The organism is Erwinia sp. (assembly GCF_049696395.1).
In the GTDB taxonomy this organism is placed as follows: Bacteria; Pseudomonadota; Gammaproteobacteria; order Enterobacterales; family Enterobacteriaceae; genus Erwinia.
This window is the reverse complement of the sequence record NZ_JBAVTT010000106.1, coordinates 105,498-121,305: the sequence shown is the minus strand read 5'-3', so window position 1 is coordinate 121,305 and position 15,808 is coordinate 105,498. Positions and strand designations below refer to the sequence as shown.

Here is a 15,808-nt window from a genome sequence, read left to right as displayed (position 1 = left end):
GGCCGCTGGCAGCAGCAGCCAGAACACCACGGTTGCTGACCGCGCTGGCATTCAGCGCCGTTGCCATGTCAGGCTGTCTGATAAGACCGGTTTCCATCATCATCGCCTCGGCTTAGAAAATATGCTGTTAATCCAGCAATATTCATACCAACCTCAGCGGAGATGAATAAAAACAAGGCGTTAGAGTAAGTCGCCAGCGGACAAAGGCTGCACCCGCGCGGTGCCTGCCCGCTAAGAGTGCAACTCAGGCGCCCACCGGCAGCTCGCTGGTTTCCAGATAACGACGGCAAAGACGCACAGAGTGATCCGCCCACTGCGGGCCAAGGCTGCGTGCCATCTCCGTTTCAGCGTGCGATCCTGCCCATGCCATCAGCTGGATGCGGCGCTGGATCAGCAAGGTTGGCACCATCGCCATCTCTTCATCACAGATATGCGCCACCTGCTCGTAGCCTTTGATCCAGTGATCCACCCACTCCGCTGCACGAGGATGGTGCTCCACAAAGCTGATCGCTGCCGCAAGATCGTGCAGATACCAGCCCATGCCGCAGTCATCGAAGTCGATCACCCGCGTTTCGCCTTTGTGCAGCAGCAGATTGGTCAGACGAAGATCGGCATGGATCAAGCCGTAACGGGAAGCGTCTTTGCCGAAGGTCAGCAGATCGCTCCCGACTCTGGCAATCGCCTCTTCCACTACCGGACGATCCTGCAGACGCAGATTCGGCACATCGCGCCAGTCTCCCCAATGACTTTGCGGGCTGACCATCGTTTGATGGTCCCAGATGATGCGCTGGAAGCCAGCCGGTTTCTGCCAGCTTTTGCTGTGCTGATGCAGGCGAGCCGTAATATGGCCCAGCTGCTGGAAGGCACGAGGGTCCACTTCAGTGGTGGGCATATCGCCTTCAATCCAGTCAAACAGCACCACGTGACGCTCGCTGCCATCTTCCAGCTGCAGCGTTTGCACCGTCTGACCTTCTTTATCCGCAACAGCCTGAGGAACCACAATGCCGGTTTCCCGTAGCGCATCCAGCCAGTGAAGCTCGCTTTCGATATCGGCACGCTGATGATAGTTACCGCGATGCAAACGCAGTGCGTAGCGTTTTCCACTGGCCTGCAGCAGGAAGGTGGCATTCTCTGAGCGGCAAAGCAGGCTCAGCGTTCCCTGCAACGCTGCGGGATAACGGGTGAGCGTGCGCTGAGCAAGGTTCAGCAGCGCGGTAGTATCCAGGTTGTCATATTGCGTGGCAGTCATAGTCTGGCTCCGTAAAGGGTTGGCTGTCGGTTACCCGCCGTTGTGTTACCAGCATGGCGTCACCCGCCTTTGACTCGCTTGACCGCAGATGACCCTCTTTTGACTTTAGCGTGCATCTGGCGCTTTTTTTGCTTCTGAGTTGACAGCAGAGCACAAAATTCCTTACGCCAGCGTCAAGTTTTCCGGCTGGCCCCGGCTGCATTATCGACTGACAATAAAATTCATCACGGGGAACGCGTTATGACAGGCAAGCTGAAGCCCACTCTGGGCACAATACATCTGTGGGGCATTGCGGTAGGTCTGGTGATTTCCGGCGAATATTTTGGCTGGAGTTATGGCTGGGGTGTGGCGGGGACGTTAGGCTTCCTGGTCACCACAGCGTTGATCGCCACCATGTACACCTGTTTTATTTTTAGCTTCACCGAACTGACCACTGCGATCCCTCATGCCGGTGGACCCTTTGCTTACAGCCGTCGCGCCTTTGGCGAAACCGGTGGCCTGATTGCCGGTATGGCAACGCTGATTGAATTCGTTTTCGCGCCACCAGCCATTGCCATGGCTATCGGGGCTTATCTCAACGTGCAGTATCCGGACCTGAATCCAAAATATGCGGCAGTCGGCGCTTATATTGTCTTTATGGGGCTGAATATCCTCGGCGTGAAGCTGGCGGCGATGTTTGAGCTGGTGGTCACCGTGCTGGCAGTGCTTGAGCTACTGGTGTTTATGGGCGTGGTTGCACCAGGATTCAGCGTGGCCAACTTTGCCGCGAATGGCTGGTCAGGTGGCGAGCACTTCGGTATGCCGGCTGTTTCCGGTATTTTCGCTGCTATCCCGTTTGCTATCTGGTTCTTCCTGGCAATTGAAGGGGCTGCCATGGCCGCTGAAGAAGCGAAAGATCCGAAACGCACCATTCCCAAAGCCTATATCAGCGGCATTCTGACGTTGGTGATCCTCGCGATGGGTGTGATGCTGCTGGCTGGCGGCGCTGGTGACTGGCGTAAACTGTCTGACATCAACGATCCTCTGCCGCAGGCGATGAAAATGGTGGTGGGTGAAAACTCTGGCTGGATGCATATGCTGGTGTGGATTGGGCTGTTTGGCCTGGTGGCGAGCTTCCACGGCATTATCCTTGGCTATTCCCGTCAGTTCTTCGCGCTTTCCCGCGCGGGCTATCTTCCTGCCGGACTGGCTAAGCTCTCCCGCTTCCAGACGCCGCACCGCGCCATCATTGCCGGTGGACTGATTGGGATCGCCGCGATCTTCAGTGACAGCTGGATCAATCTGCAAGGTATGACGCTGACGGCTGCGATGATCACCATGGCGGTGTTTGGTGCGATTGTGATGTATATCATGAGCATGCTGAGCTTGTTCCGCCTGCGCCGCAGTGCGCCAGAGCTGGATCGGACCTTCCGTGCACCTGGTTACCCCATCGTGCCGGGCATTGCTCTGGTGCTGGCGATAGTTTGCCTGGTCGCTATGTTGTGGTTCAACGCGGTGATTGGTGCCCTGTTCGTGGCGTTTATGGCCGCAGGCTATCTCTACTTCCTGATGACCAAAAACCAGCGAGCCAATGCACCGCGTGATGCGATGCTGGCAGGCGAGTAACGGTAAAAGGGGCGAATAATCGCCCCTTTTTCTTTATTGCGGCCAGAGCCACGCAGCGCCACGAACGCCACTTGAATCACCGTGAACGGCTTTGCGCAAAGGCGTCTCACACTCTCCGCCAAACACCCACTTTTTCATCAGCTGCGGCACGGTCTGATAAAGACGATCGTTATTGCTCATACCGCCGCCCAGCACAATCATTTCCGGGTCGAACAGATTGACTACCTGAGCCAGTGATTTCGCCAGACGCAGCTCATATCGGCTCATCGCCAGTTCCGCGACAGGGTCCTGTTGCTCCAGCAGCTTAATGATCTCAGCCCCTTTCAGATCCACGCCGCTTAAACGGTGATAATCGATGGCAAATCCGGTGCCGGAGATAAAGGTTTCAATACAGCCCTGTTTACCGCAGTAGCAAGGGACTTCCTCGCGGTAACGCAGCTCATCTGCATCCATCCACGGCAGCGGATTATGCCCCCACTCGCCCGCGTTACCATTGCCGCCAATGTGCGCCTGGCCATTTAGCGCTACGCCAGCCCCACAGCCAGTCCCGATAATGACCGCAAAGACAGTCTGTTTACCCGCCGCTGCGCCATCCACAGCTTCAGAAACGGCCAGGCAGTTAGCGTCATTGGCGATACGCACTTCGCGGTTAAGCCTTTTTTGCAGGTCTTTATCCAACGGCTGGCCGTTCAACCAGGTAGAGTTAGCGTTCTTCACCAGCCGCGTATACGGGGAGAGCGTTCCCGGAATGCCGATGCCGACACTTCCCTGCTGGCCTGTCTTCTGTTCAGCCAACTCAATCAGGCCAACTATCGCCTCCAGCGTTTGCTGATAATCGTCGCGCGGGGTGGCAACACGGTGACGGAACAGCGTTTCACCGGCGTCAGAAAGCGCGATCACTTCAACTTTAGTTCCACCTAAATCTATACCGATACGCACTTGTTATTCCTCATTATTTGACGGTCAGTGTCTTACCTTAGAAGGCCGGAGGCGGAAAGGCAATGAAACCCCGCCGCCGATTCGCTATCATGCGCGCTGACTTTGAATTAGCGCGCCTGATGCGCGCCAGAGAGGGAAAGCATAATGCTGTGGTTTAAGAATTTAATGGTATATCGTCTGAATCGCGAGATCCCACTGGCGGTTGATGAGATGGAAAAACAGCTTGAGGCATTCTCTTTCGCTCCCTGTGGCAGCCAGGACATGGCTAAAACCGGTTGGGTTTCGCCAATGGGGCCACGCCAGGATGCACTGACCCACGTCAATAACGGTCAGATCCTGATCTGTGCGCGCAAAGAAGAGAAAATCCTGCCTTCTACGGTCATCAAGCAGGCGCTGGAAGCGAAAATCGGTAAGCTCGAAGCCGAACAGCAGCGCAAACTGAAAAAGACCGAGAAAGACTCGCTGAAAGATGAAGTGCTGCACAGCCTGCTGCCACGCGCCTTCAGCCGTTTCAGCCAGACCTTCCTGTGGATTGATACCGTTAACAATCTGATCATGGTTGACTGCGCCAGCGCCAAAAAAGCTGAAGATACTCTGGCGCTACTGCGTAAGAGCCTGGGCTCGCTGCCGGTGGTGCCATTGACGCTGGAAAGCCCTATCGAGCTGACAATGACGGAATGGGTTCGCTCCGGCGACACCCCGGCAGGCTTTGCGTTGATGGATGAAGCCGAGCTGAAAGCCTTGCTGGAAGATGGCGGCGTGATCCGTTGTAAAAAGCAGGACCTGGTCTGCGATGAGATCGCTAACCACATCGAAGCCGGAAAACTGGTGACCAAACTGGCGCTGAACTGGCAGGAGCGTGTGCAACTGATCCTCTCTGACGATGGCTCGCTCAAGCGTCTGAAGTTCTCAGACACGCTGCGTGAACAGAATGATGATATCGATCGGGAAGATGTTCAGGCGCGGTTTGATGCAGACTTTATTCTGATGACCAGCGAGCTGGCTGCGCTGGTAAGCAATACCGTGGAAGCATTAGGCGGGGAAGCACAGCGTTAAGGTGCCTCATTAAAGAAGCTCAGCGGACGCCGCTGAGCTTTTTACCGGGCCGAAAGGATTCGGCCCATCAGTCAGAATTAATCTTTCAGATAGCGGCACAGATACGAAGAAGGCTCTGCCACCTGCAGATGAAACTCGCTGTGTCCAGGGACGTTAAACACCTGACCCGGCTCATAGAGTTTCCACTCGGTTTCACCTTGCAACAACACTTTCAACGATCCGCTGACTACCGTCATCTCTTCCGCCTGGCCTGTACCAAACGTATATTCGCCTTCCACCATCACGCCCACACTGGCACGCCCGGTACTGGCACTGTCGAAACCAATTGATTTCACTTTTCCGTCGAAGTACTCACTGACGTTGAGCATATAAACATCCTTAAAATCAGAGAAAAAGATAACAGTGTAAAAGTGCCGAGAAATTCTCGTTTACACAAGCAGTTCTGCTGCCAGTTTGGCTATTAACACATTGGACAACAACACCGGGATCCCCAGAAGCTTCTGAAGAAAATCCCTGTGCCGCTGGTGGTAGCCCAGACAATCCAGCACCACCACATCCGCGCCCTGCTCCTGTAGGTGCAGCGCAGCGTCAATCAGATCATCATCGCTGGTTTCCCAGGGGCTGGCTACTGCAAAGTGAGGCATCTGCGCCAGACTCTGCCATTTGTAAGCCTGCTCCGCGATATACTCTTCCCGGGCAACCACGATCCCCACCTGATGCCCACCGGTAATCGCGTCCACCAGCGGTGGCAGAATACGGTAAGGTTCGAGGAGAATGGCGCTGTCAGTAAACAGGTTTTTATACTGCCCGCTACACAACATCAGGATAGTCTCAAAGCCCTGCCGTTCAAGTTCGAGGATCTGATTTTGCAGCGCCTCTTCCACTTTGCTGGCCGAAAGCACCACATGGGTGCCATCTTCAAGGCGAGTCATCACCACTTTTTCATTGCCTGTGACGCTGTATTTTTGCTGAATTTGCTCAAGCGTCAGATCGTCAAGCAATCCAACGTGGGCGATTTGTTCTTCTGGGAGATTTTCCAGTAGCAAAGGATGGAGATCGCTGCGAGCAGCCTGGCCTAGTGTAAGTGTTGCAAGTGAGTGTTTCATCGTTTTACTTTCCGCAATTTTCGCCGTGTCGGCGAAAGTAACCGCCAGATCCTCAGTGTTGTTCACACCGGGAACCACAGATACTGAAAGCATAGCATCTGTCGCTAAATTGGCTTGAGGTGCAGCAGGCGTGGCGGTGTTTTTCAGAAAATCGTTCAAGAGTCAGTCCAGCTCGTACCGGGGGATAATCGGTTATTATTTTAGGTGAATCACTGTTCACGATACCAACAGAAAAAGAGAGGAAGGGGTCGGTTCAGGGAGTCATCTCTGTCTGAGATCGCTGGCATCCTTGCCGGCCGCCATCACTCTTTGTCTTGATCTTCATAACGGACTTTGGCGTCCTGAGCTTCTTGCTCGGTTTCATGCTCACTGATCAAAGTATCTGGCTTCGGGTGGTCGGCGCGAAGCTCGTACCAGGTAACGAATTTCTCCGGGGTGCCTTTTTTAACCGGAACAATGGTTGCTACTCGTGGATACGGGGGTTTACCTGCCATACACTCTTCCTCCTGTCAGACTAAGAACGCTGTTGGCACTCAAGGCCCGAACAGTCGCGTATCTGACTAAGTATAGACAATGACTGGAATTTTTCCGCTCGTATTAGCTGGCTCGCGCCAGAGAGAGCATCGCGATGATGTCCTCAACCACTTTTTCCGGGCTCTGCATGGCATTAATCACGTAGTGAGCCGTCTGCTGATAAAGGGCATCTCTGGCTGCCAGCACTTCGACCATTTCATCGGCAATCGGGCGGCCCGTTAACGTAGGGCGCTGATCCTGTTCCGGATAAGCCTCCAGCCGCGCAGCCAGGACTTTGGCTTCCGCTTTCAGGTAGATAACCCGTCCCTGTTCACGCATAAACTTGCCATTTTCAGCCGCGAGAACCATTCCGCCGCCGGTGGCGATAACCGTGCAAGGCGCAGTGACCGCTTTTAACGATAGCGTTTCACGCTGACGAAACCCTTCCCACCCTTCTGCGGACACAATTTCAGCTACGGTACGCTGCGTGGTTTGCTGAAGGTAGCGATCGGTATCACTGAAGGCATAGCCTAAAGCTTCAGCCAGCGCCTGACCTACGGTAGTTTTTCCGCAGCCGCGCGCGCCGATCAGATACAGGGGTAACGACATAACTGGCACTTCCTCAGCCTGCTCGCCAGGGTCAACGCCCACGCCGAAAGGCAGATAATGATGAACTTTGCGTCGCATCATACCGATTATTTCACCTATCGACCAGTAGTCACTTTTTCTTTACACCTACAGTGTGCTGAAGCGCCACTAACATGATGAATTACAACAATTAACAGGGTGTAGCTTAAGCTTTACACTTACAAATTTTCCGGGCTGCAACAGCAACATTTCCTTACCCGATGCGCATTTACTTTCCCCGGCGTGGCCCCAATATAGTCATCATTACCCGTTACGGAGAAAAAGTTATGCAGAGCGAAGAACACCAGTTAATTGAGAGTCTGTTTGGCCGTTTAAAACAGGCTGAAACCCAGTCAGGCCAGCGTGACGCCGAAGCGGAGAAATTGATCCAGCAGCAGATCCAGCAGCAACCCGGTGCACCCTATTACATGGCGCAGGCGATCCTGATTCAGGAAGCGGCGATGAAGCAGCTGAACAACCGAGTCAGTGAGCTGGAAGCCAAACTGTCTCAGGCGCAGCAACAGCAACCTCAGCAGAGCAGCGGCGGTTTCCTTTCAGGCCTGTTTGGCGGCGGCAATCAGCGCCAGCAACCGGCTCAGTCTCAGCAGAACCCCTGGAATAACGCGCCTCAGCAGCAGCAACAGCAGCCTGCCTATGCGCCAGCGCCTGCTCAGGCTGCGGCCCCTTCAGCGACTCGCGGCTTTTTAGGCGGCGCGTTGCAGACAGCGGTGGGCGTTGCTGGCGGTGTAGTGATGGCGGACATGCTGACCAGCATGTTTCATCATTCACAGCCAGAAGAGATTGTGAACATTATCAACGAGCCGGCAATGCCGCAGGAGAACTTTGATAATAATCTCGATACCTTCAACGGCAATGACAACCAGTTTGCCAACCAGGATACGGGTTATCAGCAGGACAACAGCAATGATTTTGCTGATTTCGGCGGTGATGGCTTCGGCGGAGATGACTTTGGTGACGACGACAGCTTTGTCTGAGTAACCCAACGGGTGGGATCGCCCCACCCGTTGCTCTGGTTATTTTTTTCTCTGGCTTAACAGCCATTTATCCAGTTCATTGGCAAACATCTGACGATCGCGCTGGCTAAGCGTAGCCGGTCCGCCAGTCTGCACGCCACTCGCCCGAAGGGTATCCATAAAATCACGCATGGTCAGCCGCTCGCGGATTGTGGCCTCACTGTAGCGCTCCCCGCGAGGATTCAGCGCGATAGCGCCCTTTTCCATCACCTCTGCTGCCAGCGGAATATCCGCGGTGATCACCAGGTCGCCCGCTTCAGCCCGGCGTACAATCTCGTTATCGGCCACATCAAAACCAGCAGGCACGCGCAGTGTGGTAATAAAACGGGACGGTGGCACGCTCAACGACTGATTAGCCACCAGCGTTACCTTCATCTGTTCTCGTTCTGCAGCCCGGTAAAGCACTTCTTTGATCACTTTCGGGCACGCATCGGCATCCACCCAGATTGGCATAACAGCCTTCCTTTTTCGTTATTACTGGAATCAGGGATGATCATGCCGTTCTTTTCAGGAATGGCAAATTTAATCTGCCCGGTGTGAAACGAAGCCGGAACTGGATAAAGGCGGGGAATGACGTAAGCTAGACCTGTATCAAATACTGACTGAAACAGGGAGCCTGTGTGGAAAAGAAAATTGGTTTTATTGGCTGCGGCAATATGTCGAAAGCCATTATCGGTGGCCTGGTATCGTCTGGTCAGATCAAACCGGAGAACATTTGGGTCTTTGACCGTAAACCGGCCACCAATGAAGCGATGCAGCAGCAATACGGCATCACGCCTGCTTCCAGTGCAGAAGAAGTGGCCAAACAGGTCGATATCCTGTTCGGTGCGGTGAAACCCAATGTCATTCTGACCGTGTTGAAGGACATTGCCGGCAGCCTGAATAAAGACACGGTGGTCGTTTCTATTGCTGCAGGTATCACGCTGGATTCTCTGGCTACCGTTCTTGGCCACGACCGCAAGCTGGTGCGAGTGATGCCAAACACGCCTGCGCTGGTCAATGAAGGGATGACCTCGGTAACCCCAAACGTGCTGGTCACCAAAGAAGAAGCCGATGAAATTGTTGCCATCTTTAACGGTTTCGGCAAAGCGGCACTGGTGCCGGAATACATGATCCATGCCGTTGTTGGCGTAAGTGGTTCGGCACCAGCCTATGTCTTTATGTTTATTGAAGCCATGGCAGATGCTGCGGTGCTTGGCGGTATGCCACGCGCCCAGGCTTATCAGTTTGCCGCTCAGGCTGTTAAAGGGTCTGCGCAGATGGTGCTGCAAACCGGCAAACACCCGGGCGAACTGAAGGATATGGTCTGCTCGCCAGGAGGCACCACCATTGAAGCGGTGAAAGTGCTGGAAGAGAAAGGTTTCCGTGCCGCAGTCATGGAAGCGATGCAGCAGTGTATGGCGAAATCCGAACGGATGAGCAAAGCCTGAGTTTTCAGGGGCGAACGGCTGCTCGCCCCTGCCGATTACTTCAGCGCTGCTTTTACCAACGCGACCGTTTCATCCAGCCTCATGGGTTCCTGCATTCGCAGTATCAACTCTGCGGTGAAGGAATAAAGCCCACAGGAGGCAACCGCCGCCAGCTGGCCTTTCTGCCCGTAAAGTGCAACAAATTTCTTTTCCTTCAACGATCCGAACAACTGATAGTCATCCCACTCTTCCGCATGGCCAAGATACTCGTAGCGAGTGCCAAACTGCGCGGTCCAGAAGAACGGCACGCGATCGAACTTCTCGTTTTGTCCCAGCATGTTTTTCGCCGCAACCCGTCCCTGCTGCTGCGCCACTCGCCAGTGCTCAATCCGCAACTTACCTGAGTCCGCAGGAAACGTAGCGATATCCCCTGCGCCCCAAACCTGGTTGGCGACCGCTAAAGTCGCGTCAGTTGTCAGGCTGGCATCCTCATTCAGCGGGATGTCATGAATAAACGAAGTACCCGGCGCAACACCAGTAGCCAGCAGGACGATATCTGCAGGCACTATTTTGCCGCCTTTCAGCTCAACCGCGCTGACGTGACCGCGATCGTCTTTCAGCTCAGCCACCTCTCCTTCGATGAACTCCACGCCCTTCTCTTCATGGAGCTGGCGGAAATAGCGGGCAATCTCCTCGCCGAAGGTCTTTTTAAAGGGCAGAGGTTCAGGGGCAATCACCTGCACTTTCACCTCTTGAGCACGCAGCGCAGAAGCCAGTTCCATGCCAATAAAACTGTTACCTACGATCACCAGCTGTTTAGTTTTATCGACCTCTTTCAGCAGGCAGTCGGCTTGCTCCAGGCTGCGCAGCACATGCACTCCAACCAATGCCTTCCCTTCCAGATCCGGACGTTGAGGAATGCCACCGGTGGCAATCAGTAACTTGTCATACTTCAGCGTGCTGCCATCAGAGAAATGCAGTGTCCGTTCGCGGGTTTCAAGGCGTTCTACTTCCGCCAACTTGCGCTCTGCATAGGGGGAGAAGTCCTCTTTCAACAGGGGAGGAACTTCGCTGATCTTCATGTTGCCTGAAGGGACAAATTTGGTCAGCACGGTACGATCGTAAGGGGCTTCGCTTTCACGATCGATCAGGATCAGTTTGCCGTTAAATCCTTCCCTGCGCAGGGTCCATGCCGCGGCGGCTCCCGCAGCGCCTGTACCAAGTATGACGAATACAGGATCTTCCCGATCGGCAGAAAAGGAGGCCAGCGGCGGAAGAGCCTCAGGATCGACCTGCACCATGCCATTCTCAATCCTGACCGGATAGCGCTTAAGATCGCTCAACGCTAAAGGTTCGCACAGGCTGCCGTCCTTCAGGCTGAAGTTGGCTTTATGCCACGGGCAAACCAATCGGTCGCCATAGATCGCGCCCTGCTCTAAAGGCGCGCCAGAATGGGGGCAGTTGCTTTGAAAAGCCTTCACCTGCTGCTGTTCGCGGATCAAGATAATTCCAGTGTCACCAATGGGAACTCTGACCGGTTTCCGCTCAGGAAGATCCTGCAAAACGAGGGCATTTTGATAGCTCACGACAAGGCTCCTTATTATTTTCTGTTTTTCACATCAACAGTAATAAGCCTGGCATTCACAGGGGAAAGGATCGAAAAGGGAGGGAGGAAGCGAGGAAAAAATGCAGTAACCTGTTGTTTAACGGCGATTATAAATATTTAAGTAAATATGAATGAGAAGGTCAGAAGGAAGAATGAAAGTGCCAATGCGCGTAAAGGTGGGCCCGGACAGGCCCACCTTAGATTAACTTTTTTTAAGGCAGCTGCTCATAAAGGTTTTACGTTCATCCCCTTTCAGCATTTTCTCGCCAGCCTGGCTATTACAGGTTTTCATTTTCATCTGTTGCGGGGTCATTGAGCCCATATTGCTGTCTTTTTTCAGGCAGCTGCTCATGAAGGTTTTACGCTCATCGCCTTTCAGGGCCTTATCGCCGGCCTGCTGATTACACATCGTCATTTTTTGTTGTTGGGCGGTCTTTTCGGCTGCGCTGGCATAACCACCGGCCAGTAAAGAAAGCATCGCCGCCATCATCAGATATTTCAGCTTCATGTTTTTCCATCCCTATTTGATTAACTCGCGATCAAAGTCTGGCAGAATTTCAGCGGGGAGTGAGAAAGAACAGAATAAATAGTCATAAAGAACCACTGACAGGCATTAACTCGTCACCACATACATGCGAGCGACGGGTCTGATAAAAGCAGATTACTGGCGGGGATGAAGCAAAAGGCGCTGAATATAATTTTCCAGCAATGACGAATCTTCAGGATTGATAGCCTCTGATTTGGTCGCCGTTGCCATAGCCGTGGTGATGCTGTCTGTGATCTGCTGAAATTGGGAACTGTCCAGCTTACGCAGTAGCGCGGTAACCACTATTTCTAACGCCTCAACCTGAGCCACTAATTCTTTGGACTCTTCTTCTTTCTCCGCCAGCCTGACCAGTAGTTCTGCAATGAGGTTTTTCATGCGGACGTCTCAGCGAGTTAAAGCAAGACGTTAACACCAGTTAAAAAAAAAGAAAATAGATAATCGCTATATTTTTTCGTTACTTAAGCACGGTGTTGATTTCATTATTCACTTTTGTGAAACCGGGCAATCTTTATTGCGAGCGAAACGTTTTGCTGCCAATTAATGTCACAAAAAATACTTGGGGCCAGTAAAAATCAGAGGCATATTGCCTCTGATTTAGGGCTGTATCAGCCGTGTCCCTGAGTGAATCCACCGCGTGGACCGCCGCCACCGCCCCAACCACCCCCACCGTGACCGCCGCCACCAGGAGGTGGGAACAGGCAACCACTTAAGGCGGTTACCAGCGCAATCACACTTACTGCTTTCATTAATCGGTTCATTATTTACCCCTCCACGGAACAGTGGCGCTGATAGTAATCGTCACTTCAGGCCCAGACAATGCAGAATCCTCCGGTTCAGGGCCGTTTTTACCGCCAGTCACCCTGCTTAACACTTTCCTGTCAAAACCCCGTAACAATGCTGGGGTAAGGGACGATTTCCTGGATCTTCCGCAGGCCATTTACTGTGCGATCTAGCTCGCACGATCGGCGGGATCTGCTTTACAAATGCGGCGATCCAGCGCAATGTGAGCGCATAACATTTCTGAGGTATCGTTGATGAAACCAGCCCCTTCTCTCTCCCTGCAACAGCAACTGACCCGCCGTGATTGGGAAAATCCGGCCGTGACGCAACTTAATCGTCTGCCAGCGCATCCTCCGTTCTCAAGCTGGCGATCGCTTGCAGCAGCCAGAGAAGATCGTGCCAGCGAACGTCGCCAGTCACTGAATGGGATCTGGAACTTCAGCTACTTCAGTCAACCAGAGCAGGTCCCGGATGGCTGGCTGTTTCAGGATGTGCCAGAAACCAAGCCGTTGCAGGTGCCCTCAAACTGGCAGATGGCTGGCTACGATGCGCCAATTTACACCAACGTTCAGTACCCTATTCCAGTTACTCCGCCCACCGTCCCGCAGGAAAACCCTACCGGCTGTTATTCACTCCTCTTCCGCTGTGAGGCTGACTGGCTGACCGCCGGGCAAACGAGGATCCAGTTCGACGGCGTGAATTCTGCCTTTTACTTATGGTGCAACGGGCAGTTTATTGGGTATTCACAGGATAGCCGTCTACCGGCAGAATTCGATTTATCTGCGGCACTGACCAGCGGTGATAACCGGCTGACGGTATTAGTGCTGCGCTGGAGTGACGGCAGCTATCTGGAAGACCAGGATATGTGGCGCATGAGCGGGATCTTCCGCGACGTCAGTCTGCTGCATAAACCCGACGTGCAGCTCAGTAATGTGCAGATTGAAACCCATCTGAGCCCCGAGTTTCACTCAGCCCAGCTTAACGTTCTGGCCGTTTGCTCGCTTGAACAGGCCGCTGAGTATCAGGTTGAAGTTCAACTGTGGCGGCATAATGTCCTGACTGGCACGGTTCGTCAGCCTTTTGGCAGCGTAACGATTGATGAACGAGGCCGCTACAGCGATCGCACCACGCTCCAGCTTCGGGTGGAGAATCCGGAATTATGGAGCGCGGAAACACCCCATCTCTACCGGGCTACCGTGGCACTGCTCGATGCCGAAGGGACGTTACTGGAGGTCGAAGCTTATGATGTCGGCTTCCGGAAAGTGGAGATCCATCAGGGGCTGCTGAAGCTGAACGGCAAACCGCTGCTGATCCGCGGCACCAATCGCCATGAACACCACCCTGAGCAGGGTCAGGTGATGGATGAAGCGACGATGATCCGCGATATCACGCTGATGAAGCAGCATAATTTCAATGCCGTGCGCTGCTCTCACTACCCAAATCATCCGCTCTGGTACCGCTTATGCGATCGCTACGGGCTGTATGTCGTAGATGAAGCCAATATTGAAACCCACGGAATGCAGCCAATGAACCGTTTGTCTGACGATCCGGTGTGGTTCAATGCCTTCAGCGAACGCGTGACCAGGATGGTTCAGCGCGACCGCAATCACGCCTGCATTATCATCTGGTCGCTGGGCAACGAATCTGGTCATGGCAGCACGCATGACGCACTCTGGCGTTGGGTAAAAAGCAGCGATCCCACCCGCCCGGTTCAGTATGAAGGTGGTGGAGCAGATACCGCCGCCACCGACATCATCTGTCCAATGTATGCGAGGGTCGATCAGGATCAGCCGTTTGAAGCCGTGCCGAAATGGTCACTGAAAAAGTGGATCGGCCTGCCTGAAGAAACCCGTCCGCTGATCCTGTGTGAATATGCCCATGCGATGGGCAACAGTTTTGGCGGCTTTGCCAAATACTGGCAGGCCTTCCGGGAGTTTCCCCGCTTGCAGGGAGGATTTGTCTGGGATTGGGTCGATCAAAGTCTGACCCGTTACGATGCGCAGGGTAATCCCTGGCAGGCTTACGGCGGGGATTTTGGTGACAAACCCAACGATCGTCAGTTCTGCATGAACGGCCTGGTTTTTGCCGACCGCACGCCGCATCCTTCGCTGTATGAGGCGCAGCGCGCTCAGCAATTCTTCCAGTTTTCGCTGCTCAGTACCCAGCCCTTACGGCTGCGTATTCAAAGCGAGTATCTCTTCCGGCAGAGCGACAATGAAATCCTGCGCTGGAGTATTGAGCGCAATGGCGTGGAAATCTCGGCTGGCGAACAACGACTGGCGATCCCAGCGGAAGGGCAGCTAGAAATCGACCTTCCTCAGGAAGCCGGCCTGGATGAACACGTGTGGCTGAACGTCGAGATCATTCAGCCAGAGGCTACAGAGTGGTCGGAGGCGAATCACCGCGTAGCCTGGGATCAATGGCAACTCCCTTCTCATTTGCCGATGCCTTTGCGGGTTGCTCAGCACTCCACGCCTGAAATTGAGGAAACAACTCAGTTGCTCGAAGTCCGTCAGCATAACCAACGCTGGCAATTTTCTAAGCAGAGTGGCGACCTGGTACAGTGGCTGATTGATGAACAGCCTCAGCTACTTTCGCCTCTACGGGATAACTTCACTCGCGCGCCGCTGGATAACGATATCGGCATCAGCGAAGTGACTAAAGTGGATCCTAATGCCTGGGTAGAGCGCTGGCAGCGAGCTGGCTTCAATCAGCTGGAAAGTGAACTGCTCGATTATCAGGCTGATCCACTCAGCTGTAGCGTGCAGTTGATGACCACACAGGGCTGGAGGGTTCAGGGTGAGTTGCGTTTTATCAGCCAGAAACGCTACCTTATTAATGACTCAGGAGAATTGAGTATTCAGGTTGAGGTAAACATCGCGGCTGGGTTACCGGCGCCCGCCAGAATCGGCCTGAGCTGCCAGTTGAGTCAGGCGGCCGAAAGCGTCAGCTGGCTTGGACTGGGGCCGCATGAAAACTACCCGGACCGCCTGCTGTCTGCACAGTTCTCACGCTGGACACGGCCGCTGGAAGATCTGTACACGCCTTATGTGTTCCCCAGCGAAAATGGCCTGCGCTGCGGAACAAAGTCCCTGAATGTAGGCAGAATTAAGGTCGAGGGGGAATTTCATTTCTCGGTCAGTCGCTACAGCCAGCAACAGCTTCGCGAAGTGAGCCACCGTCACCTGCTACAGAAAGAAGAAGGCTGTTGGTTGCTGCTGGATGGCTACCATATGGGCGTGGGAGGAGATGACTCCTGGAGCCCCAGCGTGAGCCCGGAATTTCTGCTAACCGCTTCACGCTACAGCTATGCGCTGACGCTGAAAGCAGAATAAGT

General features: G+C 53.9%; 16 protein-coding genes. 5 read left to right on the top strand and 11 right to left on the bottom strand.

Translation table 11 applies throughout. The annotated features are described in order from the left end of the window. Positions 1-244 precede the first annotated feature (244 nt). A complete protein-coding gene (locus WCC56_RS13725) occupies positions 245-1,249 on the bottom strand; it encodes a phosphotransferase enzyme family protein (protein ID WP_424692906.1) in 1,005 nt (334 codons plus the stop codon). Positions 1,250-1,489: 240 nt separating this feature from the next. Here WCC56_RS13725 and eat point away from each other — a divergent pair, with 240 nt between their 5' ends. Beyond that, on the top strand, positions 1,490-2,854 hold the full coding sequence (gene eat, locus WCC56_RS13720; RefSeq protein WP_424692905.1) for an ethanolamine permease: 1,365 nt from the start codon (positions 1,490-1,492) through the stop codon (positions 2,852-2,854). Positions 2,855-2,887: 33 nt separating this feature from the next. Here the strand turns inward: eat and mak are convergent, their stop codons facing one another. Then, complete coding sequence (gene mak / locus WCC56_RS13715) at positions 2,888-3,793, bottom strand: fructokinase (RefSeq protein WP_424692904.1); 906 nt, start codon at positions 3,791-3,793, stop codon at positions 2,888-2,890. A 144-nt stretch (positions 3,794-3,937) separates the two neighbouring features. Between mak and rdgC the strand changes: the two genes are divergently transcribed. Continuing rightward, positions 3,938-4,849, top strand: a complete 912-nt coding sequence (gene rdgC, locus WCC56_RS13710) for a recombination-associated protein RdgC (protein ID WP_424692903.1) — start codon at positions 3,938-3,940, stop codon at positions 4,847-4,849. A gap of 77 nt (positions 4,850-4,926) precedes the next feature. On the opposite strand, the gene ppnP is transcribed toward rdgC, so the two are convergent. The 4 genes from ppnP to aroL all read right to left on the bottom strand — a co-directional run bounded on the left by ppnP (position 4,927) and on the right by aroL (position 7,077). Beyond that, positions 4,927-5,217, bottom strand: a complete 291-nt coding sequence (gene ppnP / locus WCC56_RS13705) for a pyrimidine/purine nucleoside phosphorylase (RefSeq protein WP_424692902.1) — start codon at positions 5,215-5,217, stop codon at positions 4,927-4,929. 60 nt (positions 5,218-5,277) lie between these two features. Then, positions 5,278-5,955 carry an AroM family protein gene (locus tag WCC56_RS13700; RefSeq protein ID WP_424692913.1) on the bottom strand — a complete coding sequence of 226 codons (678 nt, stop codon included), beginning with the start codon at positions 5,953-5,955 and terminating at the stop codon, positions 5,278-5,280. Positions 5,956-6,257: 302 nt separating this feature from the next. Further along, positions 6,258-6,449, bottom strand: a complete 192-nt coding sequence (locus WCC56_RS13695; RefSeq protein ID WP_424692901.1) for a YaiA family protein — start codon at positions 6,447-6,449, stop codon at positions 6,258-6,260. Positions 6,450-6,552: 103 nt separating this feature from the next. Continuing rightward, positions 6,553-7,077 (bottom strand): shikimate kinase AroL, encoded by a 525-nt coding sequence (gene aroL, locus WCC56_RS13690; protein ID WP_424692912.1) that lies wholly within the window; start codon positions 7,075-7,077, stop codon positions 6,553-6,555. Positions 7,078-7,382: 305 nt separating this feature from the next. Here aroL and WCC56_RS13685 point away from each other — a divergent pair, with 305 nt between their 5' ends. Beyond that, positions 7,383-8,090, top strand: a complete 708-nt coding sequence (locus tag WCC56_RS13685) for a DUF2076 domain-containing protein (protein ID WP_424692900.1) — start codon at positions 7,383-7,385, stop codon at positions 8,088-8,090. Positions 8,091-8,129: 39 nt separating this feature from the next. Here the strand turns inward: WCC56_RS13685 and WCC56_RS13680 are convergent, their stop codons facing one another. Further along, entirely contained in the window at positions 8,130-8,582 is a 453-nt protein-coding gene (locus WCC56_RS13680) for a YaiI/YqxD family protein (protein WP_424692899.1), read from the bottom strand. A 167-nt stretch (positions 8,583-8,749) separates the two neighbouring features. Here WCC56_RS13680 and proC point away from each other — a divergent pair, with 167 nt between their 5' ends. Next, positions 8,750-9,559 (top strand): pyrroline-5-carboxylate reductase, encoded by an 810-nt coding sequence (gene proC, locus WCC56_RS13675; protein WP_424692898.1) that lies wholly within the window; start codon positions 8,750-8,752, stop codon positions 9,557-9,559. Positions 9,560-9,594: 35 nt separating this feature from the next. On the opposite strand, the gene WCC56_RS13670 is transcribed toward proC, so the two are convergent. From WCC56_RS13670 to WCC56_RS13655, 4 genes are all read right to left on the bottom strand, one after another. Beyond that, the gene (locus tag WCC56_RS13670) at positions 9,595-11,124 is read right to left on the bottom strand and encodes an FAD-dependent oxidoreductase (protein ID WP_424692897.1); all 1,530 of its coding nucleotides are present in this window, start codon (positions 11,122-11,124) and stop codon (positions 9,595-9,597) included. Between the two features lie 222 nt (positions 11,125-11,346). Beyond that, positions 11,347-11,652, bottom strand: a complete 306-nt coding sequence (locus WCC56_RS13665; RefSeq protein WP_424692896.1) for a PsiF family protein — start codon at positions 11,650-11,652, stop codon at positions 11,347-11,349. A gap of 153 nt (positions 11,653-11,805) precedes the next feature. Next, positions 11,806-12,066: an anti-adapter protein IraP gene (gene iraP, locus WCC56_RS13660; protein WP_424692895.1), complete on the bottom strand. Its 261-nt coding sequence runs from the start codon at positions 12,064-12,066 to the stop codon at positions 11,806-11,808. 230 nt (positions 12,067-12,296) lie between these two features. Next, complete coding sequence (locus tag WCC56_RS13655) at positions 12,297-12,437, bottom strand: hypothetical protein (RefSeq protein ID WP_424692894.1); 141 nt, start codon at positions 12,435-12,437, stop codon at positions 12,297-12,299. 288 nt (positions 12,438-12,725) lie between these two features. Between WCC56_RS13655 and WCC56_RS13650 the strand changes: the two genes are divergently transcribed. Next, positions 12,726-15,806 (top strand): beta-galactosidase, encoded by a 3,081-nt coding sequence (locus WCC56_RS13650; protein ID WP_424692893.1) that lies wholly within the window; start codon positions 12,726-12,728, stop codon positions 15,804-15,806. Positions 15,807-15,808: the final 2 nt, after the last annotated feature.